The sequence below is a fragment of the Microbacterium sp. 1S1 genome, assembly GCF_008271365.1.
In the GTDB taxonomy this organism is placed as follows: domain Bacteria; phylum Actinomycetota; class Actinomycetes; order Actinomycetales; family Microbacteriaceae; genus Microbacterium.
Genome location: NZ_CP043430.1, coordinates 562,815 through 589,654 on the forward strand (window position 1 = coordinate 562,815; position 26,840 = coordinate 589,654).

Consider the following 26,840-nt stretch of genomic DNA (forward strand, 5'->3'; position numbering starts at 1 on the left):
GCAACGAGAGGTCCCGGATGCCCGAAGGACAGGTGCTCGAGTTCACGAATGTGACGAAGCGCTTCAACGAGGTGACGGCCGTCTCGGACTTCTCCGCACGCGTCGAGCCCGGTGCGGTCACCGCTTTCCTCGGACCCAACGGCGCGGGCAAGACGACGACCCTGCGCATCCTGCTCGGTCAGGTGCGCGCCACGTCCGGCACCGCCACCATCGGCGGGGTCGCCTATCCCGAACTGCGTCAGCCGCTGCGCACGATCGGCTCGGTGTTGGAGGAGACGGCCTACCGCCCGCGCCGCACCGCGAGCCGGCAGCTCACCATCGCCGCCAAGGCCAACGGCATCCGTCTGGCGCGGGTCGACGAAGTGATCTCCCTGGTCGGCCTGGAAGGGCAGGCGGACTCGCGTATCGGCGGATTCTCGCTCGGCATGCGCCAGCGGCTCAGCGTCGCCCACGCTCTTCTCGGTGACCCGGGGGCCCTGGTGTTCGACGAGCCGGCGAACGGTCTCGACCCCGAAGGCATCCGCTGGATGCGCCTGCTGATGCGTCGTCTCGCCGACGAAGGCCGCACCGTGCTGGTGTCGTCGCACGTGCTCAGCGAGATCGAGCAGGTCGCCGACCACGTCCTCGTGCTCTCCAAGGGACGCCTCGTACTGTCAAGCGGCATCGAGACCCTGGCCGATCCGTCCGGCGGCTCGGTGGTGGTCGACTCCGTCGACCGGCCGGGACTCACGACGGCCCTCGTCGCCGCCGGGTTCGATATCGAGGTGCTCCGTTCCGGTCTGACCGTCCGCGGGACGGATGCGAGCAAGGTGGGCGCCGTCGCAGCGGACGCCGGAATCGCCCTGAGCACCCTCGTGCAGCGAGGCCCGACGCTGGAGGACGTCTTCATCGATCTGATGCGCGGCGGCCGGTTCGACACGGCCCCCGCACTCGAGGAGGCCGAGGGCGTCTCGACCGAGACCGACACGACGACGGACGACGCGGCCGCCGGCGCTGCCGTCTCCGTTCTCGCAGCCGGCGGTGCGGCGGCCCTCGCCGACGACCTGAGCGCAGAGACCGCGGGCGACGCGGCGGCCGGGGAGGCGCGGAGCGATGCGGAGACGGCGGCGGACGACTCGGCGACAGAAGACGACGCGACGCGGGTCGTGCCCGTGATCGACGACACCGTCGCGCCGGCATCGCCGGATGCCCAGGGGTCTGCGAGCGTGGAGGCCGACGCTCAGGGCGATCCCGACACGGACGCTGCGCAGTCGTTCGACGACATCCTCTCGGGCGCGTCCATGCCCGCGACCGAGTCCCCGCGACGGTCCTTCGCCGCTCTGTTCGCGGCGTCGTCCGCCGACGCGCCGGCCCCGGAGGCGAGCGCCTCCCCCGAGCAGTCGGCCATCGACGACGGCGACGCTGCGGCCGCAACGGACTCGGCCGACGGCGAAGACACCGAGCCGGCCGGCGTGGAGTTCTTCTCCGAGATCGATGCGCCCGGCGAGGACACGGCCGGGCCGGTCGCGGAGCCGGCGGAGACGACCGACCGGACGGCGGACGACGAGGACCCGCGATCAGCGGCCGTGAGCTCCATGCTCGCCGCCGCGGCGCGCGCCTACTACGAGGACGAGCCCCGCGACTACCCGCTCTCCTCCGCCGAGTCGCAGACTCCGGCCGAGGAGAGCGCCGCCTGGAGCGTCGCCTCGACCGGCGTCATCGACACCGTTCCCCTCGGGAGTGATGCGTCCCCCGGCACGGACGGGTCGTCCGACCCCATCGACGCGGCCTCCGCCGAGGATGTGGCGGAGCGGAAGACGGACGATGAGCAGTCCGCCGACGAGCCGCACGAGCACCGCGAGGACACGCAGCACGACTGAGCCGCCCGGACGGACGCCCTGCCGGATGCGCGGGGCGTCCCCGCCGGAACGGTCAGGCCGGGCGTGGCCGGATGACGGGACGGCGGCTGCCCTTCGAGACGGGAGTCGGCGCCGTGGCGACGATCTCCTCGACCGTCGCGGGCTCGTCCGAGACGGGGAGGCGGAGGGCCTGCGTCAGCGCGAGGCCGTGGCGCGTCGTGAGGATCAGCCGGTTGTACTGGGGGTCGCCCTCGAGGTCGACGACCACGCTCGGGCGACGGCGGCGGATCAGCACGAAGTCGAGGCTGCCCGCCGCCTTCCAGCTCCCTGCCGCCAGCACCCCGGGGATGTGCGTACCCGGGTTCGGAACGCCGCGCAGCCAGGTCCAGGCGTCGTCGGTGAGTTGCACCTTGGTGATCGTCTCGCGGACGATGCGGACGTTCTCGCGGTGGAAGGTGGCGGCCCGCTCGATGGGCGAGAGCACGACTTCGAGTTGCGTCTGGTCCAGCAGCAACGTCACCATGTCCCCAGTCTGCCAGCGCTGCCCTCCCGGTTGGCTGGAAGTTGCTCACAGGAACGCAACGATCGCCGGGCGGCTCCCGACACCGCGCGCCTGTTCAGGCACCCGCGCGCCGTCAGGCACTCACGTACCCCCGCGCCTGAACCCGCGCGGTCGCCTGATCCTGAGACAGGAAGTCGTGCGGCGCTACGCGCTCCGGTCAGGCGGCTGCCTGCGCGGCGGCCGCCGCCGCGTGCGGCAGGGCGGCCTCGATGCGCTGCAGCTCCTCCTCGCCGTGCGCGGCCGTGAGGAACCAGGCCTCGAACACGCTCGGCGGCAGCGCGACGCCGTGCTCGCGCATCGTGTGGAAGAAGGCCGCGTAGCGGAACGACTCCTGCGCCTGGGCCTCCGCGTAGTCGCGGGGGGCGCTCGCCCGGAACGACGCACTGAAGAGGTTGCCGGCGGACGCGAGAGCGTGAACGACCCCGGCCTCGGACAGCGCGGTGTCGAGCGCCGACGCCACTCGGGCGGCAGCGGCGTCGACCGTGGCGTAGACCTCCGGCGTCGCGAGACGGAGCGTGGCGAGGCCCGCGGCGACGGAGAGCGGGTTCCCGGAGAGTGTGCCCGCCTGATAGACCGGTCCGAGCGGCGCAAGGAGATCCATGACCTCAGCGCGGCCTCCGAGCGCCGCGAGCGGCATACCGCCGCCGACGACCTTGCCGAACGTGAGGATGTCGGGCACGTAGTCCTCGCCGGCCTCCGCCTGCAGTCCCCAGAAACCGGCCGGATGCACCCGGAACCCCGTGAGCACCTCGTCGAGGATCATGAGGGCGCCGTGGGCGTGAGCGGTCTCCGCGATGAGTCGGTTGAAGCCGGGCAGCGGCGGGACGACCCCCATGTTCGCCGCCGAGGCCTCAACGATCACGGCGGCGATGCGCGGGCCGTGCTCGGCGAACACCGCGGCGAGAGCCTCCGGGTCGTTGTAACGGATCACGAGGGTCTGGGCCGCGATCGGTGCGGGCACGCCGGCCGAGCCGGGCAGCGCGAGGGTGGCGACCCCCGAGCCGGCCTCGGCGAGCAGACCGTCGGAATGGCCGTGGTAGTGACCGGCGAACTTCACGAGCAGATCACGGCCGGTCGCACCCCGGGCGAGACGGATGGCCGTCATGGTGGCCTCGGTGCCGGTCGACACCAGACGGACGCGCTCGACGGGACGAACCTCCCCCACGCGGACGCGGTCGGCGATGAGAGCCGCGAGTTCGACCTCGCCCTCGGTCGGGGCGCCGAAGGACAGGCCGCGGGTGGCGGCCTCCTGCACCGCCGCGACGACCTCGGGCTGCGCGTGCCCGAGGAGGGCGGGGCCCCACGACGCCACCAGGTCGACATACTCGCGGCCGGCGGCGTCGGTCACGGTCGCTCCGCGGGCCGAAGCCAGGAACCGCGGCGTCCCGCCGACCGATCCGTAGGCGCGCACCGGGGAGTTCACCCCACCGGGGATCACCGCACGGGCGGCAGAGAACAGGTCGTCATTACGGTCGGTCATCGAGGCTCCTCCGAGCTGCACGGAACTCTCCCGGGCATCCCTTCCAGGCTAACCCGCGGTTCGCCCCGGAAATGCCGGGCACCGGTATGCAGGCCGGCCGCGCGCGGATCAGCCGCGCAGCCAGCGGGCCGCTTCGGTGGCCCAGTACGTCAGCACCGCATCGGCCCCCGCCCGCCGGATGGAGAGCAGCGACTCCAGAACGGCGGCACGCCGATCGATCCACCCGTTCGCGGCGGCGGCTTCGATCATCGCGTACTCGCCGGACACCTGGTACGCCCACACGGGGACGGTCACCGCATCGCGCACCTCGCGGAGCACGTCGAGGAAGGCCATCGCCGGCTTCACCATCACGATGTCCGCACCCTCGTCCTCGTCGACCAGCGCTTCCCGCACGCCTTCGCGACGATTGCCGGGGTCGAGCTGATAGGTGCGGCGGTCGCCCTGGAGTTGTGAGTCCACGGCCTCGCGGAACGGTCCGTAGAACGCGCTCGCGTACTTCGCGGCGTACGCCAGGATCAGGGTGTCGGTGAAGCCTTCGGCGTCGAGTGCCTGTCGGATCACCGCGACCTGACCGTCCATCATCCCGGACAGCCCGAGCAGCTGCGACCCGGCACGCGCCTGGCCCAGCGCCATCGACGCGTACCGCTCGAGGGTCGCGTCATTGTCGACCGAGCCGTCGGCGGCGAGCACACCGCAATGGCCGTGGTCGGTGAACTCATCCAGGCACAGGTCGGTCTGGACGACGAGCGCATCGCCGACCTCGGCGGCCAGCGCCTCGGTGGCCACGTTGAGGATGCCGCGGGGATCGTCGGCACCGGAGCCGCGGGCGTCGCGAACCGCCGGAACGCCGAACAGCATGACCCCGCCGACCCCGGCCTCCGCGGCCTCCACCGCCGCACCACGCAGCGAGTCGATCGAGTGCTGGGCGACCCCGGGCATCGATCCGATGGCGACCGGCTCGCTCAGACCCTCGCGGACGAAGAGCGGAAGGACGAGCTGACGCGGCTCGAGGGATGTCTCGCGCACGAGGTCGCGGACGGCACGGGATCGGCGCAGCCGGCGCAGGCGGATGTCGGGGAAGCTCACGGTGCGAACTCGTCGGCCGCGTGCGGAAGGGTGAACTGCGAGACGGCGTCGATCAGCGCATCGATCGTCTGCCGATCCGCGACCACCGACACCGGGAGCCCGGCGCGCTCGGCGTCCTTGGCTGTGCGTGGGCCGATGGCCGCGAGCAGCGTCTCATCCGGGATCTCCGGGAACTGCTCCCTGACCTGCTCGGCGACCGAGCCGCTGGTGATGAGGATGGCGTTGATGCGTCCGTTCTCGACGTCGCGGCGGATGCGCTCCGTCACCGGCACGCCGACCGTGCGGTAGGCGACCACGCCGTGGACATCGTGTCCCGCCTCGGACAGCAGGATGCTGAGGACGGGCTTGGCGATCTCGCTGCGCAGCGCCAGGATGCGGCGGGGCTCGTGCTCCAGGGCGATGAGCTGCTGCGCCATGCCCTGCGCGGAGTTGTCCTGCGCCGGAACGAGAGCGACCTCGTAGCCCACGGCCTGCAGCGCCGCGGCGGTGGTCTCGCCGACCGCCGCGATCTTCGTGGTCTTCGGCACGACCGCGCGATGGGCGAACAGCACGTCGACCGTCGTGGCGCTCGTGACGGTCAGCCAGTCGAACTCGCCGGCCGCCAGCTGCTCCAGAGCGCGGTCGAGCGTCGCCTGATCGGTCGTCGGGGCGAAGTTGATCAGCGGGGCGACCACCGGCACCGCGCCGAGAGCACGGAGGCTCGCGGCGACGCTGTCACCCCAGGGGCCGCCGCGGGGCACGAGGATGCGCCAGCCGTCCAGCGGTCGGTCCTGCTTGCTTTCGGAAGTGGTCATGACAATTCGGATTGCTCTTGAGGGACGAGATCAGCCGCCCCTTGATCGAGCAGCCGACGGGCAACAGCGAGCCCGAGCTCACGCGCTGCGTGCATCGGGTCTGCACCATCGGCAGCATCCGCACCATTGCCACTGCCGTTCCGATGAATATACTCCCCGTTCAGGGCTTCCGTGACGTCGAGACCGATTCGTCGAGTGCCGTCCGGGGCGTACACCACCGTCCTGACGCGGATCTCGGAGCCCTGGACGACGGCGTGCGCCGCCATGGGGGCTTGACAACCGGCGTCCAACCCCTCCAAGATGGCCCGCTCGACGGTGATGGCCAGCCGCGTCTCCGCGTGATCCAACGCCGACAGTGCCGTCCGCAGTTCCTGCGGCGCATCCGCACGGGTCTCGACCGCGAGCGAGCCCTGGCCCGGAGCGGTCGGCCACTCCGCGAGACCGAGTTCCTCCCGGTGCAGGGGAGAATCCGTGCCGAGGCGCGACAGCCCGGCGGCGGCGAGGATCACGGCGTCCAGCTGTCCGGACGCGACCCGCGCGAGGCGGGAGTCGACGTTGCCGCGGATGTCCACGACGTGTGCGCGGGGTGCCCGCCGATGGACCTGGGCGATGCGCCGCGGGGAACCGGTGCCCACGGAAGCCCCCGCCGGCAGCTCGTGCAACGGGACACCGTGCCGGGTGAGCACGACGTCGCGTGCGTCCTCGCGTCGGGGAGTGGCGGCGATCACGAGCGAGTCGGGGACCGCGGTCGGCAGATCCTTGAGGGAGTGCACGAGAAAGTCGCACTCGCCGGCGAGGAGCGCCTCGCGGAGCCGGGTGGCGAAGATGCCGAGTCCGCCGATCTCGGACAGGGAAGCGCGGTTGGTGTCGCCCTCGCTCGTGATGGGCACGAGCTCGACGCGACGACCGGTGACCTTCTCGAGAGCGGCGGCGACGTGGCCGGACTGCGCCTGGGCGAGGGCGCTGCGGCGGGTGCCGAGACGGATGGGGGTGCTCATGGCGTCTACTGCAGCACGTCCGCGATCTCGTCGAACCGCAGGCGGCGCCCGGTGTAGAAAGGCACCTCCTCCTTCACGAACATGCGGGCGTCGGTGTAGCGGAGATCGCGCATCATGTCGACGAGATCGGTGAGCTCATCTGCCTCCATCGGCAGCAGCCACTCGTAGTCGCCCAGCGCGAAGGCGGCGACGGTGTTCGCGATGACGCCCGTGAAGGCGGCACCCTTGCGGCCGTGGTCGGCGAGCATCGCGCGGCGCTCGCCCTCCGGGGCGAGGTACCACTCCGGCGTGCGGACGAACGGATAGAGCACCAGCCAGTCCTTCGGCTCGACGCCGCGGAGGAAGCCGGGGACGTGCGCACGGTTGAACTCCGCGTCGCGGTGGACGCCCATGGCGTTCCATACGGGGAGGAGCGAGCGCAGCATCTCGGTACGGCGCAGCCGGCGGAGCGCCTTCTGCAGTTCCTCGGCGGTGTCGCCGTGCAGCCACACCATGAGGTCGGCGTCTGCCTTGAGTCCCGAGACGTCGTAGAAGCCACGGACGGTGACGCCCGAATCCTCGATGTGCGAGACGATCGACTCGAGCTCGGTCGCGTCGTTCTCGGTGACAGGGACGTCGGGATTGCGTCGCCAGACGGCCCAGAGGGTGTAACCGGACGGGTTCTCTTCGCGCAGGTCGGACATGATCCCAGTCTGCCCCCTTTGCGGAGGAGCCGCTAATCAGGGGAATACTGCCCCCGCCCGAGGGCGGCGCGGTGGCGGATCAGCGGGCGATCGCGCGGGCGATGGCCCACACGGTGCCGCCCACGGCGGCCGCGATTCCGATGGTCGCGGCGATCGCGGCCACGGGGTTGCGGTCCGCGAACGCGCGCGCCTTCACGGCGGCGCGCGCCGACGCCTTCTCCACGCGTCGCGGGATGTTCCCCTTGACCTCGATGGCGGCGAGCGCCGCTTTCAGCTCCGCCCGCGCCGAAGCGACGGGGTCGACGATGCCCGCGGGGACCGCGGTGCGCGGCAGCGACTCAGGGGTGCTCATCGCCGGCCTCCTTCACGATTCGGATGTCCTCGGCCACGGCCTGTGCCGGATTCTGGCGCCGGAGCACCTTGCGGAACTTCAGGATGCCGAGCAGGGCGAACAGCAGCACGGCGACGATGAGGATGCCGAACACCGCCAGCGCAGACAGCCACACCGGCCACCACGACGACAGTCCGGCGATCGCGAACACGAGGATCACCGGCACGGCCCAGAACAGGAAGAACAGCGCGACGAGGAACCAGACCGAGCCGACTCCGGCGTCCTTCGCCGTACGGGAGACCCACGCCTTGGCCGCGTCGATCTCGGCCTTGACGAGGTTGGTCACCAACTCGGGCAGATCGCCGAGCAGGGTGAGCAGGCTGTCGTCGGCGCGGTCCCGGTATCCGCGGGGCATCTCAGTCCCCGGACTTCTGCGCCGTCGGCTTCGGTGCGGCGGTCTTCGCCGCCCCCGGCTTCTGCGCCGCGGCCGCGCGCTCCTTCACCTCGTCGACCGCGTCCTCCGCGGCGTCCGAGATCTCTTCCGCCGCGTCCTTGCCGGAGGCGATGACCGCGTCGAGCTTCTGCCCGGGGGTCCCGTCGCCCTTGACCGACTTGACGATCTTGACGGCGCCGGTCCAGACCGCACCGGGGACCGCGGCGGCCTTGTCGCCGACGAAGTCCTTGACCTTGCCCACCTGCTCCTGCACCGGGTCCGTGTTCCAGACCTTCAGCCACTGCGTCTTGATCTGCTCGTAACGCTCGCGTCCTGCGCGGGTGCCGAGCACATAGCCGACGCCGAGTCCGACGACGAGTCCGATCTTCCCCTTCATGGGGTCTCCTCACGTTGTTCCGGCCGTGGTCCGTCCGCGTGGGACGCCGATCGTCGCGTCTCCGCCGCGATCAGGTACCCAGCGTATCGCCGTATGCCGATTTCGGCATCAATCGATGAGAGGGTTGACACGGAGCCTCCCAGCGCACTCGCCGGGCGCCGATCAGTCCCAAAGCAGCGCGCGCCGCAGCCGATCCGCTTCCTCCACGGCATCCGGGACGACCTGGGCGAGGCCCGTCCCGGCGAGCCAGGCGCCCACCGCCGCCAGGCCGGGGACGGCACGCACGGCCGCGCGGGCCGCCGCGCGCCGCTCACCGGAACCGATGAGGGATGCCGGCTGCGCCTGCACGAAGCGTCCACGGTGTCCGGCCAGCACCTGCTCCGGCGTCAAGGGGACGCCGAGGAGCGTCGCGGCCTCCCGGCGGGCGAGATCGATCGCTGCCTCATCGTCCATTGCTGCGGTCGCGGCCGGTTCACCCTGGGCACCGAAGGAGACGCGGACGACCTCCCGGTCTGCGGCGGCTTCCCGCACCCACGACCACTTCGCCGTGGAGTGCGTCAGCGCCTTCGCCGTGTGGCTGTGCGGCACCGTGAGCACGCCGGTGCCGCGGGGCGGAGTCCGCAGTGCGGGGGCGTCGAGCAGCAGGGTCACGATCTCGATCTCGGGAGAGGGGGCCGGCTCCGCGGATGCGAGAGCGGGCGCAGCATCCGCCAGCAGCGCCCGAGCCACGTGCTCGGACGTCGCGATGATCACCGCGTCGGCGTCGATCATCGCTTCCTGTCGCGCGGCCTCGATCGCGGCACCGTCGTCCGGACGCAGCGGGTCCTGCTCCGCGGGCTCCTCGACGCAGACGCGCCAGGTGGTGCCGTCGGTCGTGAGGCTCCGAACCTCGACGTTGGTGCGCACGGTCGCGCTGAGCTCACCGAGGTCGGCGGCGAGCGCGTCGACGAGCGCGCTCATCCCGCCGACGAGTCCCTCGACGGCCGCGCCCGGCGTCTTCGCGCCGCGCGACGCGGTGTCGCCACGGAGGGCCAGGACCGCCCCGGACAGGGAGCCGACGCGGGTGAGGGCGGCGTTGAGCCCGGGGGCGGCGACGTCGATGTCCACGTCGTCGGGCGAGGCCGAGTAGACGCCCGTCGTCACCGGGGCGACGAGCCGGTCGCGCACCTTCTCCCCCATGCGGGAGGCGACGAGCCGGCCGAGGCTGAGCTGATGCCCGATCGTGAGCGGTGGACGGACGCGGTCGAGGTACGCCCGCCAGGCGCCGGACCAGCCGATGATCCGGCGGACGTCGTCCTGGAAGGGGTTACCGGGGATGCCCAGAATGCCTCCGGCGGGGAGCGGCGCCGCGCCGCCGCCCGGGAGCCCGGCGAGCCAGGCCCCTCCGGCCTGCGGCGTCACGACGCGCTCCGTGAGTCCGAGGTCGTCCACGAGCGCACGGACGTGTCCGCCCTTCGTCGCGTAGCTCTCTGCCCCGGCATCCAGGGCGACACCGTCCAGGTCGACCCGCCGGATCACGCCGCCCAGGTCGTCCGCCGCCTCGAGCAGAGTCACCTGCATGCCGACCTTCGCGCACTCGCGCGCCGCGACGAGCCCGCCGACGCCGCCGCCGACCACGACCACATGCGTCCGGGCGGCGCGCGCGGCCAGGTCCGCCGGTTCGGCGGAGGACGATGCAGGACCGGGGCGCTCGGAGCTCATGCCCCCATCCTTCCACCGCCACCTGTGCACGGATCGCGCGAACGGCCGGGTAATCGCCGCGGATGGGACACAGGCCACACCTCGAACGGAGGTCAGGCCCGACCGCGCCTGCGCACCTCGCGGAGGACGATCTGCTCCGGGCAGACCGTGGAGAGGAAGTCGCCGACGGAGAGGGCGAGACGTTCGCCGACGAGCGAGTAGTAGATGCGGTTGGCGTCGCGGCGCTCGGTGACGAGGCCCGCCTGCCGCAGCACACTCAGGTGCCGGGAGATGGTGGGCCCGCTCGAAGAGAAGCGGGACGCGATCTCCCCTGCCGCGAGCTCCCCCTCCTTGAGGTCCTGCAGGATCTGTCTCAACGGCTGCCTTCGGTCCGCGGCTGGGGCGAGGTAGCGCTCGAACGGAGGTCAGCCGGCGTGCACCAGCTCGACGATGCGGGTGAGCTGGTCGGGGTCGGTCTCCGGGGGCACCCCGTGACCGAGGTTGAGGATGTGGCCGCGCGCCGCCCGGCCGCGCTCGAGCACGTCCCGGACATGCGCCTCCAGCACCGGCCACGGCGCCCCGAGGAACGCAGGGTCGATGTTGCCCTGCACCGACACCTCCGGGCCGAGGATCGCGGCGGCCTCATCGAGCGGCAGCCTCCAGTCGACGCCCACGCCGTCGGCGATGCCGTCCAGCCGCATGTCGCCGAGGAAGGGACCGGTGCCGACGCCGAAGTGGATCGTCGGGACGCCGATACCCTCCAGCGCCGTGCGGGAGTGCGGCGCCACGAAGGTGCGGTAGTCGGCGGGGCTGAGCGAACCAGCCCAGCTGTCGAAGAGCTGCACGACCGAAGCTCCGGCGTCGCGCTGCGTCTCGAGGAACCGTCGCGAGATCTGCGCCAGCCAGCCCGCGAGACGGTGCCACGCCTCAGGCTCCGCGTGCATCATGCCGCGGGCGCGCAGGTGCTCCTTGGACGGGCCGCCCTCGACGAGATACGCCGCGAGGGTGAAGGGCGCCCCCGCGAAGCCGATCACCGGAGTGTCGCCGAGCTCGGCGGCGACGATGCCGACCGCCTCCGCGATGGCGGCGCCGTCCAGGCTCTCCGGGGCGATCGCGGTGATGCGGTCGACGTCGGCCACCGTCCGCACGGGGTTGGCGAAGACCGGGCCGCGGCCGGGCTCGATCTCCACGTCGACGCCGGCGAGACGCAGCGGGATGACGATGTCGCTGAAGAACACCGCTGCGTCGACGCCGTGCCGTCGCACCGGCTGCAGGGTGATCTCGGCGGCGAGGTCGGGGGTGAGGCAGGCGTCGAGCATCCGCGTGCCGACCCGCAGCTCCCGGTACTCGGGCAGGGACCGGCCCGCCTGGCGCATGAACCAGACGGGGGCGGTGGCGGGGCGGTCGCCGGTGAGGGCGCGCAGCAGCGGGGCGTCGGAGAGTGCCATGCCCCCATCCTCCCATCCGGCGCATATGCGGCCGCCGAGTCCCGGCTTCGGACGCTCGGGTACAATCGAAGGGTGCTGCTGTGTGTGACGGCGAGTCACAAGACCGCCTCCTTCGAACTGCTCGAACGCCTGAGCCGCACCCCCGACGACGTCGCTCCCACCATCGTGGGCATGGCGCCGTGCGTGCAGGGTGCCGTGGTCCTGGCGACGTGCAACCGCTTCGAGGCGTACGTCGAGATGGACGAGCCCGTGACCGCAGCCGGCGCCATCGGCGTCGAGGCCGTGATCGAGGCCGTCGAGTCCGCCACCGGCATCCCCGCTGCCGACCTCGACGGCGCATACGCCGTCCACTCCGGCCGCCGCGTCGCGGAGCACCTCTTCTCCGTCGCCTCCGGCCTCGAGTCGGTCGTCTCCGGTGAGGGCGAGATCGCCGGCCAGGTGCGCCGCGCCCTCAAGTCCGCCCGCAAGGACGGCACCACCTCCCCCGAGCTCGAGCGCCTGTTCCAGCGCGCGAGCCAGGCGCAGCGCAAGGTCAAGAACGTCACCGCCCTCGGCCGCGCCGGCCGCTCACTCGTGCGCCTCGCACTGGAGCTCGCCGACAGCCGCATCGCCGACTGGTCCGCCGAGCGCGTGCTTCTGGTGGGCACCGGCGCGTACGCCGCCGTCACCCTCGCCACCCTGCGTGAGCGCGGCGCCGTCGACATCTCCGTCTACTCCCCCTCCGGCCGCGCCGAGATCTTCGCCGCGAAGCACGACATCCGCCCGGTGCCTGCCGAGGAGTACGTGCGCACGGCGGCGCACTCCACGCTGCTGATCACCTGCACCTCGGCGACCGAGCCCGTGCTGGGCCCCGAGCACCTGCAGCTGCCGGTCGGCCTCGCCGCCGCGGGCTGCCCTGTCACCACCGGTGCGCCGAGCCGACTGGTGGTCGACCTCGGAATGCCGCGGAACGTCGACCCGGCTGTGGCCGCCCTGGAGGGCGTCGCGCTGCTCGACCTGGAGACCATCCGCCTGCACGCCCCACTCGAGGAGCTGCAGGCGACGGACGCCGCCCGCAGCGTCGTGCGCGAAGCCGCGGAGACCTTCCACGTCGTCGGCGCCCGCCAGAGCGTGACCCCCTCGGTCGTGGCCTTCCGGTCGCACATCTTCGAGCTGCTGGAGCGCGAGATCGCCCGGGCACGCGCCCGCGGCGACGAAGACGGCAAGGTCGAGCAGGCGCTGCGGCACCTTTCGGGTGTGCTGTTGCACACGCCGACCGTGCGGGCTCATGAGCTCGCCGCCGCCGGCCGTGCGGACGAGTTCGCCGCCGCGCTGTCGACGCTGTACGGGATCACCCCCGCGGCGGACGCCGTCGAGGACGCCGCCACAGCCTGACGCGCTCAGGTGCATCGACGCCACCGCCGACAGGCGAGAGCCGGGTGAGGACCGCCGTGTGACGCCAGAGTGCCCTCCTCCGTCCGCACACGGTCACGTCATGAGCGCGCAGTCTGAGGCCGAAGCCGCATCGAATTCGCGGAAAGCCCGCAGTGCTTGCTCATCGGTCATCTGCCGACTGCATTACTCATGCAATGCGGGGGAGGCGAGAACCGCGCCGGTGCGAGACTGGAGGCATGGCCCTTCACATCACCGGAGACACCGCCGCCGACGCCCTGCTGACCGAGAACCCGCTGGCGTTGCTGGTGGGCATGCTCCTCGATCAGCAGATCCCCATGGAGACCGCATTCACCGGTCCCCTCAAGATCGAGCAGCGGACGGGAGCCGCGGATGCCGCGGCGATCGCCAGCATGGATCCCGAGGAGTTCCTGGAGGCCTTCCGCCAGACGCCCGCGGTTCATCGGTTCCCCGGGTCGATGGCCACGCGCGTGCAGACGCTGTGCCGGGCGATCGTGGACGAGTGGGACGGTGACGCCGCCGCCCTGTGGACGCGTCCTTCGACAGACTCAGGGACCGGGCCGACCGGGCCCGAGGTACTCAAGAGACTCACGGCGCTGCCCGGCTTCGGTGAGCAGAAGGCGAAGATCTTCCTCGCCCTCCTCGGCAAGCAGTACGGCTTCACCGGCGAGGGCTGGCGTGAGGCTTCGGCGCCCTACGGCGAGGACGGTTCGTACCGGAGCGTCGCCGACATCGTCTCGCCGGAGTCGCTGACGAAGGTGCGCGAGCACAAGAAGGCGATGAAGGCCGCGGCGAAGGCGGCGAAGTAGTGCAGCCGACCGGGGACGACGTCGCGGGACTGATCGCCCGCTCGTCTCCGGCCGTGCGCCGTCGGGATGCCGAGACGCTGACCGCCCTCCTGCAGGACCTCACCGGGCGCGAACCGCGGACGTGGGGTTCGATCATCGGGTTCGGCTCCTGCCACTACCGCTACCCCACCGGAACGGAGGGCGACAGTGGCATCCTGAGCTTCGCGCCCCGGAAGTCCGCGACCACGATCTACCTCCTGGACGGCATCCACGCCCACGCCGACGCTTTGGACGCCCTCGGCCCCCACACGACCGGCGCAGGCTGCCTGTACCTCAAGGACCTCGACCAGGTCGACCTCGACGTCCTGCGCAGCATCCTCGCGCGTTCGCTCGCCTGGGTGGAGTCCGGCGGCGACGAGGGAATGCGGCTGACCGTCACGTCGTAACCCCATCAGCTGTCGCCGAGACCCCGTCTTGCCGTCGAGACCCCGGCTTGCACACGTCGACGAGACGGGGGCTCGGCAGGAAGACGGGGTCTCGGCGTCAAGAAGGGGAAGAAGGACGGCGCGCGCGGAGGCGGGACTGGGCGGCGGGGACGGCGAAGAGGAGGACGATCGCGAGGACGATGCCCCGGACGATCCAGAGGCCGGGCTCCCAGATCACCTCGTAGTTCCCGGGGAGACCGAGGAACGCGGCGATGATCGACCCCCACGACGCGCGACCGCTGCTGTCCGTGTCGATCGAGAGTCCGCCGACGATGGAGAGCACCCCGAGGCTCAGCAGCACGAGCGGCATGATCAGCGCGCCGCCCTTCGCCTCTCCCCGCGCGATCAGGCGGATCACCGTCACGAGCGAGACGAGCGGGAACACGAAGAAGAACCACACGAGGGCTCCCAGCAGCAAGCCCACGACGATGAAGATCGGCACCCAGATCAGCATCCAGGGGCCTTCGTCCGCGATGAAGTAGTCCGGGTCGCGGAGGATCGCGACGACGAAGCCCGCCAGGGTCCCCAGCGGGAGCACCGCGAGCACCCACCAGAACACGGCCTTCGGCACGCGTTTCCGGTCCCCCAGCCGCGTCATCACGATCTGGATGATGACCGCGGCGGCGAGCGCCGGGAGGCCGAACATCGCGATGATGGGCCCGGCACCGTCGTTCTCCCTCAGGTCGAGCACCGTGAGGATCATCCACGACACGGCGAGCGCCCCGAGCACGATGGCCGCGACCGGACGCACGGGCGAGGCTTCTCCCCGTGCGCCGGCTCCCCCCGGTACCGTCACGTCAAGCGCCGCGGAGACGCTCCGCCAGGTAGGCGTGCAGCTCGTCGATCGGGACGCGCTCCTGCGCCATCGTGTCGCGGTCGCGCACGGTCACGGCACGGTCGTCGAGCGAGTCGAAGTCGACGGTGACGCAGAACGGCGTGCCGATCTCGTCCTGACGGCGGTAACGACGACCGATCGCACCGGCGTCGTCGAAGTCGACAGCCCACGAGCCGCGGAGCGTGTCGGCCACCTCGCGGGCGAGCGGCGACAGGTTCTCGTTGCGCGACAGCGGGAGCACCGCCGCCTTCACCGGAGCCAGGCGCGGGTCGAGCTTGAGCACGGTGCGGGTGTCGGTGCCGCCCTTGGCGTTGGGCACCTGCTCCTCGACGTACGCGTCGACGAGGAAGGCCATCATGGCGCGGGTCAGGCCGAACGACGGCTCGATCACGTACGGCGTGTAGCGCTCGCCCGTGGCCTGGTCGAAGTACGTCAGGCTCTGGCCGGAGGCCTCGCTGTGGCTGGAGAGGTCGTAGTCGGTGCGGTTGGCGACGCCCATGAGCTCGCCCCACTCCTTGCCCGCGAAGCCGAAGCGGTACTCGACGTCGATGGTGCCGGCGGAGTAGTGCGCGCGGTCCTCCTCCGGCACGTCGAACTGCCGCATGTTCTCCGGGTCGATGCCGAGGTCGATGAACCAGTTCCAGCACGCCTCGACCCAGTGGTCGAACCACTGCGGCGCCTCGGCGGGCGGCGTGAAGAACTCGATCTCCATCTGCTCGAACTCGCGGGTGCGGAAGATGAAGTTGCCGGGAGTGATCTCGTTGCGGAACGCCTTGCCGACCTGGCCGATGCCGAAGGGCGGCTTCTTCCGGCTCGCGGTGAGCACGTTGGAGAAGTTCACGAAGATGCCCTGCGCGGTCTCGGGGCGCAGATAGTAGAGGCCGGATTCGTCGTCGACGACGCCGAGGTACGTCTTCACGAGACCGGAGAAGGCCTTGGGTTCGGTGTACTGACCCTTGGTGCCGCAGTTCGGGCAGGGGATGTCGGCGAGGCCGTTCTCGGCCTTCCGGCCCTTGCGCGCCTCGAAGTCTTCGATGAGGTTGTCCGCGCGGAAGCGCTTGTGGCACTGCAGGCACTCCACCAGCGGGTCGGTGAAGGTCGCCACGTGGCCCGAAGCCTCCCACACCCGCTTCGGCAGGATGATGCTGGAGTCGAGCCCGACCATGTCGCCGCGGCCGCGCACGAACGTCTGCCACCACTGACGCCGGATGTTCTCCTTCAGCTCCGTGCCGAGGGGTCCGTAGTCCCAGGCCGACCGGGAGCCGCCGTAGATCTCACCCGCCTGGAACACGAACCCGCGGTGGCGGGCGAGGGCGATGACCTTGTCAAGACGGGACTGTTCGGCCACGGTGGCTCCAATGGTCGGATGCGGAGAACGCCCGTGAGCACGGGCACCGCCATTCTATCGGTGGTCGCAGCGCGCCCCCTGGCCGGAAGGAGCGCCGGAGAGTACCGTCCCACGCATGAGTACCACCGCGCAGCCGCCCGCCTCCCGCGACGAGGACACCCGCTTCTTCGGGCAGCCGTGGTCGCTCGTGCACATCTTCGGCGTGGAGATGTGGGAGCGCTTCAGCTTCTACGGCATGCAGGGGATCCTCCTCATCTACCTGTACTTCTCGGTGACCCAGGGCGGCCTGGGCATCCCCGAGGCGGTGGCGGGCGGGATCGTCGGCGCATACGGGGGATCGGTGTACCTGTCCACCATCCTCGGCGCCTGGATCGCAGACCGCCTGTTCGGCGCCGAACGAGTCCTCTTCGTCAGCGCCATGGTGATCGTCGCGGGGCATCTCGCGCTCGCCCTGCTCCCCGGTGCGGTCGGAGTCGGCGTGGGCCTCGTCCTCGTCGCGCTCGGGTCGGGCGGTCTCAAGGCGAACGCCACCTCGGTGGTGGGCAGCCTGTACCGCGCCGACGACCCCCGGCGCGACGCCGGCTTCTCGCTCTTCTACCTGGGCATCAACCTGGGGGCGTTCCTCGGCCCGCTCCTCACCGGCCTGCTGCAGTCGACGCTCGGCTTCCACTGGGGCTTCGGGCTCGCGGCGCTCGGCATGACGCTGGGCCTCATCCAGTACGCGTTCGGGCGCAAGGCCCTGCCCGCCACGGCGCGCGAGGTGCCGAATCCGCTCCCGCGGGCCCGCTATGCACTGGTCGGTCTCCTCGCCGGTGCCGCGGTCGTGCTCATCGCCGTACTGGTGCTCACCGGCGTCATCCGTGCCGACAACCTGGCAGCGCTGGTGATCGGGGTCACGGTCGTCGCCACGGTCGTCTACTTCTCGGTGATCCTCAGCAGCCGCCGGATCGACAGCACCGAGCGATCCCGCGTCTGGGGCTTCGTTCCGCTCTTCATCACCAGCGTCGCGTTCTGGTCGCTCTACCAGCAGCAGTTCACCGTGCTGACGATCTACTCCGACCAGCGCCTGGATCGCAGCCTGTTCGGCTGGGAGATGCCGGTGTCCTGGGTGCAGTCGATCAACCCGGTCTTCATCATCATCCTCTCCGGCGTCTTCGCGGCGATCTGGACCCGCCTCGGGACGCGTCAGCCCTCCACGCCGGTGAAATTCGCCCTGGCGGCGATCATCATGGGATCCGCGTTCCTGCTCTTCCTGCCCTTCGCCGGCGGCGGGGCGAACTCCACGCCGCTGCTCGCGATCGTCGGCATCCTCTTCGTATTCACCGTCGCGGAGCTGCTGATCTCGCCGGTGGGTCTGTCGGCGGCGACCAAGCTGGCGCCGTCCGTCTTCCGGACCCAGATGGTCGCCCTGTTCTTCCTCTCGATCGCGCTCGGAACCGCGATCTCGGGAGAGCTGGTGCGGTTCTACGACCCGGAGAACGAGGTGCCCTTCTTCTCGATCCTCGGCGGCATCGCGATCGTCGTCGGCATCGGCCTGCTGCTGAGCGTGAAGCCGGTGCTGCGACTCATGCGCGGGGTGCGGTGACCGCGCGGATGCTCACGCCGTGAAGAGGTAGCCCCGACCGGTCTCGAAACCCGCGATCGTGAGACCGCTGCCGAGCAGCCCCTCCATCTGCGCGCGCAGGCGCAGTCGCCACTCGTGCGCGGCCGCCGGGTCGGACTCCCGCATCGACTCGATGTCGTCCGGGATCTCCAGCGTCTCCACGACGGCGTCCACCGCCGGGGGCTTGGCGATGTCGGCGAGCGCCCATTCGACGTCGAGGCGGTCGCTCTCGTCTCCCGCGTCGCCGCCGCCGAAGATGCCGTAGCGGTTGACGGAGTAGCCCGTGGCGCGCGCACCGAGCACGGTCAGGAAGAAGTGCGCGTTGCGGGCGACCAGCGGATCGAAGGTCCACGTGATGCGGCCGACGTCGCGGGAGAACGCCCACTGCCGCTGGTGCTCCTTGAGCTCACGGCCCCACCCGCGGCCCCGGTACTCCGGCAGCAGCGCGGTGATGTGCGAGTGCATGGCGCGGCGAGCCGGTTCGCCGAAGAAGGCGATCGAGGCGCCCACCATGCGCTCCTCGTCGCCCTCGCCATCGAAGAAGCCGACGACGTAGTTGCCCGACTGCTGCAGCGCGCGGAGGGTCCCGGCGTCCACCACACGCTGGGGACCCCGGATGGAGTCCAGCAGGCTCTGGGCGTCGAGGATGAGTTCAACGGTGTCGAGATCGCGGATGGTTCGCACGGACCCAGTCTGCCCCTCCTCCGCCCTTTCGCGGAAACCGACTCCGGCTCAGCGGTGTGGGAAGGCCTCGCCTCCACCCGCGGCCAGCGCCTCCGCGACGATGCGGAGGTGGTCCTCGGCCATGTCCGCCGGCAGCGGCGGCAGGATCCCATCCCAGAGCGCGAGCACCGCGCCGCGGCCCTGCATCATGCCGGCAGGGCGGGCCAGCGCCCACAGGTGCATGTGCGCGGAGCCGTCGTTCCAGCGCCCGAAATGACAGCGGGCGACGCCCGGGATGCTCTTGACCGCCTCCGACACGCGCTGCATCAGTGGTCCGAGAGCGGCGAGCACGTCCTGTGGGGCATTCTCGAGGAGCCAGTGCTCGCGTGGCGCGACGCCGCCGATGAACGGCAGGCCGCCGATATCCCACCCCGCACGCACCTGCCAGAGGTCGTCGTGCCAGATGGTGTGCGCGCTCGGGGCGCAGTGACCGCACGCCTCGGGGTCCTCCTCACCGGCGCGAGGCCTCTCCGGCACGAGCATCGGCTCGAGCGGCCGCATCGTGACGCTCTCGAACGCCCACGGCAGGCCCTCACCGAGCACCGAGGCGTCGAGCACCTCGCCGATCGGGAGCCGGCGGTGGTAGGCGGAGTCAGCGGGGTGCTGCGCGGGCGCGATGTCGTCGGTCATCCGGCCATGCAACCACATCGGCCCCGGGCCCCGGGAACGCCGATAGCCTGAGCCGGTGGGTGCGAACGACGACAGAGCCAGGAAACGCCTCTCCCGTACCCCTCCGCGGTGGGCGATCATCGCGGTGCTGGCGTTCGCGGGTCTGTGTTCGTCGTTCATGTTCACTCTCGTCGTGCCGCTGCAGGCCGAGCTGCCCCAGCTGCTGAACGCCGCCCGCGAGGACACCACCTGGGTGGTCACGATCACGCTGCTCGTGGCCGCCGTCGCGACGCCGATCTCCGGCCGCCTCGGCGACATGTACGGCAAGCGCCGGGTCGTCATCGCGCTCCTCGCCATCCTCATCGTGGGGTCGGTCATCGCCGCGGTGTCCGGCTCGATCGTCGGGGTCATCATCGGCCGCGCGCTCCAGGGGGCCGTGACCGGCGTCGTCCCCCTCGGCATCGCGATCATGCGCGACGTGCTGCCGCCCGAGCGTCTCGGCACCGCGGTCGCCCTGATGAGCGCGACCATGGGGGTCGGCGGAGCGATCGGCATGCCGGTGGCCGCGCTGCTCGCCGAGAACGCCGACTGGCACATGCTGTTCTGGCTCGCCGCCGCCCTCGGGGTGCTCGGGCTGCTCCTGGTGCTCGCCGTGGTGCCCGAGGACGTGCTCCGCTCCCCCGGACGCCTCGACGTGCCCGGCGCGATCGGACTCGCGATCGGACTCACGGGTCTCCTGCTGTTCGTGTCCCGTGGCGCCGAGTGGGGGTGGACGGCGCCCCTCACCCTCGTGTGCGTGATCGGTGGTGTCGCGGTGCTCCTGGTGTGGGGCTGGTATCAACTGCGCACGAAGGACCCGCTGCTCGACCTGCGGGTCGCTGCCCGGCCCGCGGTCCTCTTCACGAACATCGCCGCCATCGGCATGGGCTTCGCCCTGTTCGCCTCGAACGTCACGTTCCCGCAGATGCTGGAGATGCCGACGGTGGGCGGCGCCGGCTTCGGACTCGACATGGTGGCGGCCTCGCTCGTCATCATGCCGGCGGGGCTGGTGATGATGGTGATCTCGCCGCTGTCCGGGTGGCTGGAGCGCACCGTGGGGCCGCGCCCGCTGTTCACGGTCGGCGCCATCGCGATCGTGCTCGCCTATGTCTTCGTGCTGCTGTGGTCGACCGAGGTATGGCACATCTTCGTCGCCAACATCTTCATCGGCGTCGGCATCGGGTTCACCTTCGCCGCGATGCCCATGATCATCATGCGCTCCGTCCCGGCGAACGAGACCGGGGCCTCGAACGGGCTCAACGCGCTGTTCCGCTCCGTCGGCACCTCGACGGCCTCGGCCGTGATGGGCGGCGTGCTCGCGGCGATGAGCGTCGACGTCGGCGGCGTGGCCGTACCGACGAGGGCCGCGTTCGAGGTGTGCTTCTGGCTCGCGATCGCCGCCGGCATCGTGGCCGTGGTGCTGTCGCTGTTCATCCCCCGGCGCCGCGCCACCGAACAGCATCCCTCGCTGCCGGGCTGACTCCTGTCGCGTGTTGCAGATTCGCGTCGCGGTCGCAGGGATTCCAGGACAGCGTGCGCCACGCGGCGAGTCTGCGACATCCGGCGGCCGGTCTCACCGGGAGATCGTGCGCGGATCCGGGTCGTCGGCACGCGGCGGCCGCAGCTGGTCCGGAAGCGGCCACGGCAGAGTGAACTGTGCGGTCGCGGGTCGGGTCATGTCCCCGAAGTCGTCGATCTTCACGACGATGCGCCCCGGAGCTCCGTCTTCGTCCGGTGTGACTTCGACGATGCGCACCCGGAGCGGGAGGTCATCCACTCCCTCGAGCATCCACGGATCGGCGAGCCACGCGATACCGTGCTCCTCCAGCGCGGCCTCCGCGTCCAGCCACTCGCCCGGACCGGAGACCCTGCGCCCGAGCACGTCGACGGCGACCCAGTCCGCGCCCTCCGGATGGATCCAGCCGAGCAGCTCGCCGTCATCCCGGCGGTGCGGCGTCCCCGTATGAAGCATCCCCCGATGCTAGCCTCCCGCGGGGTCCGGTGCTCGCGCGAGAACAGGCGAGCGCGGGGCATCAGGCTCATGGCCATCCTGGACGCCTTATGCCACGCGGATGCCTGTGTTCCCGCGCGGGGTCCAGGGGACGCGCGAACAGCGGAACGCGCGAGTACAGGCGAGCGCGGGACATCAGGCTCCTGGCCACCCTGGACGCCTGGTGCCGCGCGGATGCCTGTGTTCCCGCGCGGGTCAGTGCGTGTATTCCATGAGCTCCACGCCGAGCACGCGGAAGGCGTCGTGGGCGCGGAGGCGGTGACTGATCGACAGGTCGTCGAAGCACACGATCAGGGAGTAGGCGACACCGGCCCGCGGTCCCGCGAGCACACCGGCCTCGGCGCGCACGCCCCGGTCCCGGCCGGTCTTGTTCACGAAGAGCAGGCCGTGAGCGTCGTGCTCATGGGCGAAGGGGTCGAGTCCGGTCGAGGCGGCCACGAGACTGAGGTCCTGGTTCAGGCTGAGCCACTCCGACACCTGCGCGCTGACGGCGGCGTCCACGACCTGGGAGTTGACGAGGGCGGAGAACAGACCCGCGAGCTCGCGCGCCGACCCCACCGCGACCTGCGGGGCGTCGTCGGGACCGCGGCGATCACGGAACCGGTCGAGCAGGGCGGTGCGCCGCAACCCCAGTCCCTCGATGCGCTCGCGCACCCGGTCGTGCCCCACCTTCTGCAGCAGGATGTTCACGGCGATCGGGTCGCCGGCGGTCGCGGCCAGCACGGCGAGGTCTTCCAAGGGCAGCGCCGGGGCCCGCAGATGCCGCCACAGGCCGGAGCTCTCGACGGCCTCGACGCTCGAGCGCTCGACGATCTCCAGCGGGTCGAGGGCGCCCGACTCGAACGCCGCCGCGACCTCGATCAGCAGCGGGACAACGCCGAGCCCCGCGACGGGCATCGTGACGTGGTCGTCCCCCGCCAGGACATGCACGTGGGAGTCGAGGTCGACCACGTGCACCGACACTTGCGCCCCCGCGTTCGCGAGCCCTTCGAGAGCCTTCAGCGTCGACGTGAACGACCGGCGTCCCACCGCGACGCGACGGGGCAGACGGCGGGCTCCGGGACGGTGCGATCGGCGTCCGCTCGACGACTCGGGCGCACCCCCGGACGCTCCGGGAGCCGCAGGGTTCCGGAACGCGTCACCAGGGTCGATCGCACCCACGCGTGGTCCTTCAGGAGGGGGAGGGAGGCAGCACATCCGGGGAGGAGCTCCCCGGCGGCAGGGCTATCGTAACCCCACCGCCGGGATGCACCTCACAGAGTCCGAAGGATGGTCACCAGATGGTCACCCGGGAGGACTCCGGGAGCCACAGCGCGTCCTTCTCCGTCACGCCGAAGGCCTCGTAGAACGCGTCGATGTTGCGGACGATCTGGTTGCAACGGAACTCGTTGGGCGAGTGCGGGTCGATCGTCAGGAGGCGCAGGGTCTCTGCCTCCCGGCTCTTCTGTTGCCAGACCTGCGCCCAGGAGAGGAGCAGCCGCTGCACGCCCGTATACCCGTCGATGACCGGCGCTTCGACAGGTTCCGGGACCGACGGATCCGTGCGCAGCGACAGCTCGTACGCCTTCAGAGCGATGCCGAGTCCGCCCAGGTCGCCGATGTTCTCGCCGATGGTGAGGGCGCCGTTCACATGATGCTCGGCGTCGAGACCCTCCGGCACGAGGGCGTCGTACTGCGCGATCAGCTCCTTGGTGCGCTCCTCGAAGGCGGCGCGGTCGGCGTCGGTCCACCAGTCCTGCAGGCGGCCCTCACCGTCGTACCGGCTGCCCTGGTCGTCGAAGCCGTGCCCGATCTCATGTCCGATCACCGCCCCGATCCCGCCGTAGTTCGCTGCGGCGTCGCGCCCGGCGTCGAAGAACGGGTACTGGAGGATGGCCGCGGGGAACACGATCTCGTTCATCGAGGGGTTGTAGTAGGCGTTCACCATCTGCGGCGGCATGTGCCACTCGGTGCGGTCGATCGGTTTCCCGACCTTGTCGATGTTGCGGTCGTGCTCGAAGATCGCCGCGCGGCGGACGTTGCCGAGAAGGTCGGCGCGGTCGATCTCGAGCGCCGAGTAGTCGCGCCACACCTCGGGGTGCCCGATCTTCGGGGTGAAGGCGTCGAGCTTCGCGAGCGCCCGCTCCCGGGTCTCGGCGGTCATCCACTCCAGCGTCTCGATGCTCTGCCGGTAGGCCTCGACGAGGTTGGCGACGAGTTCGTCCATCGCGGCCTTGGCCGTCGGCGGATAGTGCCGCTCGACGTAGACCTTGCCGATCGCCTCGCCCAGTGCACCCTCGGTGACCGAGACGCCCCGCTTCCAGCGCTCGCGGATCGTGGGCACCCCGGTGAGCTGGGTGCCGTAGAACGAGAAGTTCTCCTGGACGAGGTCGTCGGTGAGGTACGGCGCCGCCGCGTGCACGACCTTCGCGCGCAGCCAGGCCTTCCAGTCGTCCAGGCGCTCGGCGGTGAGAAGACCGCCGAGTCCTTCGAAGAAGCTCGGCTGCGAGACGACGACCTCGTCGAACGCCCGCGGATTGCTCGGTGTCACGGCCTCGCGCCACGGGGTGAGGTCGACGCCGGCGAGGGTCTGGAGCTCGTCCCAGGTCTTGAGGTTGTAGGTGGCGACCGCGTCGCGGCTGCGCACGTTGTCCCAGTGATGCCCCGCGAGCTCGGTCTCCAGCGCGATGGCACGCTCGGCCTGCGCCGCGGCGTCGGCGACTCCGGCCAGCCGGAGCAGGCGCTCGAGGTGCTCCCGGTACGCCGCTCGCGTCTCCGCGAACGTGTCGAGGCGGAAGTAGCTCTCGTCCGGCAGGGAGAGCCCGGCCTGCACGAGCACCGGGAGGTAGCGCTCCGGGTCGCCCGGGTCGCCGTCGACATAGAGACCGATCACGGCCGCGCGGCCTTCCCGGTCGTACGCGCCTACGGTGCGCAGGAACGCCGGGATGCCGTCGATCGCGTCGATCTCGGCGAAGGTCTCGGCCAGCGGGGTCACACCGGCGGCGGCGATGCGCTCGGTGTCCATGAAACTCGCGAACAGGTCGCCGATCTTGCGGGCGAGGGTCCCCTCCGCTGCCTCCTGCGACTCCTCGACGATCGCGCGCACGTCCTTCTCCGCCTGCTCGGCCAGCAGGTGGAAGGAGCCCCAACGGGCCTTGTCGCCGGGGATCTCGGTGCGAGCGATCCACGCGCCGTTCACGTGACGATACAGATCGTCCTGCGGGCGGATGTCGGGGCTGAGGTCGTCGAGCGCGAGGCCCGCGGGAAGCACGTCGGTCATGCGCTCCAGCCTATGGCCGGGGTCCCCCACGGTGTCCAGAAGACCTCACTCCGCGCGTCCGGGAACGCCCACCGGGAGGGACACGTTCATGCGGAAGCCTGCGGCGGTGTGCTCGGCGAAGACATCACCGCCGTGCGCGCGCGCCAGTCCCCTGGCGATGGACAGCCCGAGTCCCGCCCCCGAGGCGACCCCGTCGTCGCCTGCCGTCGCGCGCGCCGTGTCCTCACGCCAGCCGACGTCGAACATCCGGTCCAGGTCTTCGACCGCCACGCCGGCCCCCTGATCCAGCACGCCCAGCACGAGACGATCCCGGTCGATCATCGAGGCGGACAGGACGATCTCCGTCCCCGGCGGCGCGTGCCGGACGGCGTTCGTGAGCAGGTTCACCACGATCCTGCCGAGCTGGTGAGGATCGGCCCACAGCACCGGTCCCGCGATCCCCCGCTCCACGATCCGGACGTCGCGCTTCGCCGCGGCGGCAGCGACATCCGCGACCGCGTCGGACACGACGTCCCGCAGGATCACCTGTTCCGTCTGGAGTTGCACTGCGCCGGACGTGAGGCGCGAGAGCTCGAAGAGGTCGTCGACCATCCGGCTCATCGTCTCCACCTGCCCCCGCACCTGGCCGGCGAAGCGCTCTGGCGCGACCGCGGCCCCCTCCTCCATGCCCTCGGCGAGCACGCGCAGGGCCGTGAGCGGGGTGCGCAGATCGTGGGAGATCCAGGCGAAGAATCGCCGGCGGGCGGAGTCCAGCCGCACGAGCTCTGCCCTGGCCGCGTCCACCTCGGCCGAGACGGCTGTCAGCTGCGCCGAGAGATCGGCGAGTTCGCGGGAGGCAGCGGCTCCGCCCACGGGGGCGTCCGTCCGGCCGATCCTCCCGAGCGACGCCGAGAAGTGCGCGATCCAGGCTCGCACCGTTCGTGCCATGCACCAGGCCATCCCCAGGCCGAGCACCAGCGACACCACGATCACGGTGAGCAGGATCGTCAGGTCATGCGACGAAAGGTACATCTGGAGCGCGATGGCGACCACGGCGCCCGCCATGGCGACCGTGCCCGCGCTCGCCACGACCATCAACTGTGCGCGCAGCCCGCGGCCGCGCAGGGCTCTCAGCAGCAACAGGGCGACGGCGGCGACGCCGATCGCGACCAGCAGACTCGTCCCGACGATCTGCAGGATGACCGCACCGGACAGCACCGTCATCGGCTCTCCCCCGTCGCTCGGAAACGGTAGCCGACGCCCCACTCGGTGAGCAGGTGGCGAGGATCCTGCGGGTCCTCCTCGATCTTCTCGCGGAGACGCCGCACGTGCACGGTCACGGTCGAGCGCTCCCCGACGCTCCACCCCCAGACCTCGCGCAGGATCTCCTCGCGGCCCAGCGCCCGGTCGTCATTGCGCACGAGGAAGAGGAGCAGGTCGTACTCCCTTCCCGTCAGCGCGATCTCCTGTCCGCGCACCCACGCACGCCGACGCAGCAGGTCGATCACGAACGCGCCGCTCCGGAGCTCCCCAGACGACGCCTGCGCGGCCCTCGATCGACGGACGAGCGCCGCGACCCGCATCGACAGCTCCCGCATCGAGAACGGCTTGGCGAGATAGTCGTCGAGGCCGAACGCGAAGCCATCGATGCGGTCCTCCACCTCGCCGAGTGCCGTGAGCATCATGATCGGAACGGCGGACGCGGCGCGCAGCTCGCGGCAGAGCTCGTCACCGCTGATCCCGGGGAGCATGCGGTCCACGATCACGACGTCGGGCACGGCGTCTCGCAGGGCTCTGCGCGCCGAGACGCCGTCGCCGAAGCTCGACACCGCATAGCCCTGCGCCCGCAGGTACTCTCCGACGGCCTCGCGGACCGTGGGGTCGTCCTCCACGACCGCGACGCTGACCTCGCTCTCCATGCGGACGAGAGTAGCCCGCACGGCGGGAGGTCTTCCGCGATTCTTACGGTTCTGAAAGGACCCCCCCGCCGTGCTCGACCGCTTCGTAGCGTGCTCTGCAGCACGCCCGACCGGCACCTG

27 protein-coding genes are annotated in these 26,840 nt (G+C 71.1%); 6 read left to right on the forward strand and 21 right to left on the reverse strand.

What is annotated here, in order from left to right; all coding sequences use genetic code 11:
- Nucleotides 1-17: 17 nt before the first annotated feature.
- Nucleotides 18-1,859, forward strand: a complete 1,842-nt coding sequence (locus tag FY549_RS16610) for an ATP-binding cassette domain-containing protein (RefSeq protein ID WP_200838628.1) — start codon at nt 18-20, stop codon at nt 1,857-1,859.
- A gap of 52 nt (nt 1,860-1,911) precedes the next feature.
- Here the strand turns inward: FY549_RS16610 and FY549_RS02905 are convergent, their stop codons facing one another.
- The 12 genes from FY549_RS02905 to hemE form a co-directional block, all read right to left on the reverse strand.
- Complete coding sequence (locus tag FY549_RS02905; RefSeq protein ID WP_149083751.1) at nt 1,912-2,361, reverse strand: hypothetical protein; 450 nt, start codon at nt 2,359-2,361, stop codon at nt 1,912-1,914.
- 196 nt (nt 2,362-2,557) lie between these two features.
- Nucleotides 2,558-3,880, reverse strand: coding sequence for a glutamate-1-semialdehyde 2,1-aminomutase (locus tag FY549_RS02910; protein WP_149083752.1), 1,323 nt, complete (start codon nt 3,878-3,880; stop codon nt 2,558-2,560).
- A 108-nt stretch (nt 3,881-3,988) separates the two neighbouring features.
- Nucleotides 3,989-4,966 carry a porphobilinogen synthase gene (gene hemB, locus FY549_RS02915; RefSeq protein ID WP_149083753.1) on the reverse strand — a complete coding sequence of 326 codons (978 nt, stop codon included), beginning with the start codon at nt 4,964-4,966 and terminating at the stop codon, nt 3,989-3,991.
- Complete coding sequence (locus FY549_RS02920) at nt 4,963-5,760, reverse strand: uroporphyrinogen-III synthase (RefSeq protein ID WP_149083754.1); 798 nt, start codon at nt 5,758-5,760, stop codon at nt 4,963-4,965. The genes hemB and FY549_RS02920 overlap by 4 nt, the downstream gene beginning before the upstream one ends.
- Nucleotides 5,757-6,758 carry a hydroxymethylbilane synthase gene (gene hemC, locus FY549_RS02925; protein WP_149083755.1) on the reverse strand — a complete coding sequence of 334 codons (1,002 nt, stop codon included), beginning with the start codon at nt 6,756-6,758 and terminating at the stop codon, nt 5,757-5,759. The genes FY549_RS02920 and hemC overlap by 4 nt, the downstream gene beginning before the upstream one ends.
- Nucleotides 6,759-6,763: 5 nt before the next feature.
- Complete coding sequence (gene hemQ, locus FY549_RS02930; RefSeq protein ID WP_149083756.1) at nt 6,764-7,444, reverse strand: hydrogen peroxide-dependent heme synthase; 681 nt, start codon at nt 7,442-7,444, stop codon at nt 6,764-6,766.
- 76 nt (nt 7,445-7,520) lie between these two features.
- A complete protein-coding gene (locus FY549_RS02935) occupies nt 7,521-7,793 on the reverse strand; it encodes a hypothetical protein (RefSeq protein WP_149083757.1) in 273 nt (90 codons plus the stop codon).
- On the reverse strand, nt 7,780-8,187 hold the full coding sequence (locus tag FY549_RS02940; RefSeq protein ID WP_071329218.1) for a phage holin family protein: 408 nt from the start codon (nt 8,185-8,187) through the stop codon (nt 7,780-7,782). The genes FY549_RS02935 and FY549_RS02940 overlap by 14 nt, the downstream gene beginning before the upstream one ends.
- A gap of 1 nt (nt 8,188) precedes the next feature.
- Nucleotides 8,189-8,602, reverse strand: a complete 414-nt coding sequence (locus FY549_RS02945) for a hypothetical protein (protein ID WP_149083758.1) — start codon at nt 8,600-8,602, stop codon at nt 8,189-8,191.
- Between the two features lie 162 nt (nt 8,603-8,764).
- On the reverse strand, nt 8,765-10,303 hold the full coding sequence (locus FY549_RS02950) for a protoporphyrinogen/coproporphyrinogen oxidase (protein WP_149083759.1): 1,539 nt from the start codon (nt 10,301-10,303) through the stop codon (nt 8,765-8,767).
- 92 nt (nt 10,304-10,395) lie between these two features.
- On the reverse strand, nt 10,396-10,659 hold the full coding sequence (locus FY549_RS02955; protein ID WP_149083760.1) for a metalloregulator ArsR/SmtB family transcription factor: 264 nt from the start codon (nt 10,657-10,659) through the stop codon (nt 10,396-10,398).
- Between the two features lie 48 nt (nt 10,660-10,707).
- Entirely contained in the window at nt 10,708-11,730 is a 1,023-nt protein-coding gene (hemE, locus tag FY549_RS02960; RefSeq protein ID WP_149083761.1) for a uroporphyrinogen decarboxylase, read from the reverse strand.
- A gap of 72 nt (nt 11,731-11,802) precedes the next feature.
- On the opposite strand from hemE, the gene FY549_RS02965 reads away from it, so the two are divergent.
- The 3 genes from FY549_RS02965 to FY549_RS02975 all read left to right on the forward strand — a co-directional run bounded on the left by FY549_RS02965 (nt 11,803) and on the right by FY549_RS02975 (nt 14,356).
- Complete coding sequence (locus FY549_RS02965; protein ID WP_187614911.1) at nt 11,803-13,104, forward strand: glutamyl-tRNA reductase; 1,302 nt, start codon at nt 11,803-11,805, stop codon at nt 13,102-13,104.
- Nucleotides 13,105-13,340: 236 nt separating this feature from the next.
- A complete protein-coding gene (locus FY549_RS02970; protein ID WP_149083762.1) occupies nt 13,341-13,931 on the forward strand; it encodes an HhH-GPD-type base excision DNA repair protein in 591 nt (196 codons plus the stop codon).
- Entirely contained in the window at nt 13,931-14,356 is a 426-nt protein-coding gene (locus FY549_RS02975) for a DUF1801 domain-containing protein (protein ID WP_149083763.1), read from the forward strand. Before FY549_RS02970 ends, FY549_RS02975 begins: the two co-directional genes overlap by 1 nt.
- Before the next feature lie 97 nt (nt 14,357-14,453).
- On the opposite strand, the gene FY549_RS02980 is transcribed toward FY549_RS02975, so the two are convergent.
- Both FY549_RS02980 and FY549_RS02985 read right to left on the reverse strand, forming a co-directional pair.
- The gene (locus FY549_RS02980) at nt 14,454-15,146 is read right to left on the reverse strand and encodes a hypothetical protein (protein ID WP_149083764.1); all 693 of its coding nucleotides are present in this window, start codon (nt 15,144-15,146) and stop codon (nt 14,454-14,456) included.
- A gap of 46 nt (nt 15,147-15,192) precedes the next feature.
- A complete protein-coding gene (locus FY549_RS02985) occupies nt 15,193-16,578 on the reverse strand; it encodes a glycine--tRNA ligase (protein ID WP_025104883.1) in 1,386 nt (461 codons plus the stop codon).
- 115 nt (nt 16,579-16,693) lie between these two features.
- Here FY549_RS02985 and FY549_RS02990 point away from each other — a divergent pair, with 115 nt between their 5' ends.
- Nucleotides 16,694-18,163: a peptide MFS transporter gene (locus FY549_RS02990; protein WP_149083765.1), complete on the forward strand. Its 1,470-nt coding sequence runs from the start codon at nt 16,694-16,696 to the stop codon at nt 18,161-18,163.
- A 12-nt stretch (nt 18,164-18,175) separates the two neighbouring features.
- Here the strand turns inward: FY549_RS02990 and FY549_RS02995 are convergent, their stop codons facing one another.
- Nucleotides 18,176-18,865 carry a GNAT family N-acetyltransferase gene (locus tag FY549_RS02995; RefSeq protein WP_149083766.1) on the reverse strand — a complete coding sequence of 230 codons (690 nt, stop codon included), beginning with the start codon at nt 18,863-18,865 and terminating at the stop codon, nt 18,176-18,178.
- 48 nt (nt 18,866-18,913) lie between these two features.
- Nucleotides 18,914-19,534, reverse strand: a complete 621-nt coding sequence (locus FY549_RS03000; RefSeq protein WP_149083767.1) for a hypothetical protein — start codon at nt 19,532-19,534, stop codon at nt 18,914-18,916.
- Between the two features lie 55 nt (nt 19,535-19,589).
- On the opposite strand from FY549_RS03000, the gene FY549_RS03005 reads away from it, so the two are divergent.
- Nucleotides 19,590-21,032, forward strand: coding sequence for an MFS transporter (locus tag FY549_RS03005; RefSeq protein WP_149083768.1), 1,443 nt, complete (start codon nt 19,590-19,592; stop codon nt 21,030-21,032).
- Between the two features lie 93 nt (nt 21,033-21,125).
- On the opposite strand, the gene FY549_RS03010 is transcribed toward FY549_RS03005, so the two are convergent.
- The 5 genes from FY549_RS03010 to FY549_RS03030 all read right to left on the reverse strand — a co-directional run bounded on the left by FY549_RS03010 (nt 21,126) and on the right by FY549_RS03030 (nt 26,720).
- Nucleotides 21,126-21,524 carry a hypothetical protein gene (locus tag FY549_RS03010; protein WP_149083769.1) on the reverse strand — a complete coding sequence of 133 codons (399 nt, stop codon included), beginning with the start codon at nt 21,522-21,524 and terminating at the stop codon, nt 21,126-21,128.
- A 234-nt stretch (nt 21,525-21,758) separates the two neighbouring features.
- Entirely contained in the window at nt 21,759-22,724 is a 966-nt protein-coding gene (locus FY549_RS03015) for a serine hydrolase (RefSeq protein ID WP_149083770.1), read from the reverse strand.
- 112 nt (nt 22,725-22,836) lie between these two features.
- Complete coding sequence (locus FY549_RS03020) at nt 22,837-24,822, reverse strand: M13 family metallopeptidase (protein ID WP_149083771.1); 1,986 nt, start codon at nt 24,820-24,822, stop codon at nt 22,837-22,839.
- A 45-nt stretch (nt 24,823-24,867) separates the two neighbouring features.
- A complete protein-coding gene (locus FY549_RS03025) occupies nt 24,868-26,025 on the reverse strand; it encodes a sensor histidine kinase (protein ID WP_149083772.1) in 1,158 nt (385 codons plus the stop codon).
- Nucleotides 26,022-26,720 carry a response regulator transcription factor gene (locus FY549_RS03030; protein ID WP_149083773.1) on the reverse strand — a complete coding sequence of 233 codons (699 nt, stop codon included), beginning with the start codon at nt 26,718-26,720 and terminating at the stop codon, nt 26,022-26,024. Before FY549_RS03030 ends, FY549_RS03025 begins: the two co-directional genes overlap by 4 nt.
- Nucleotides 26,721-26,840 lie beyond the last annotated feature (120 nt).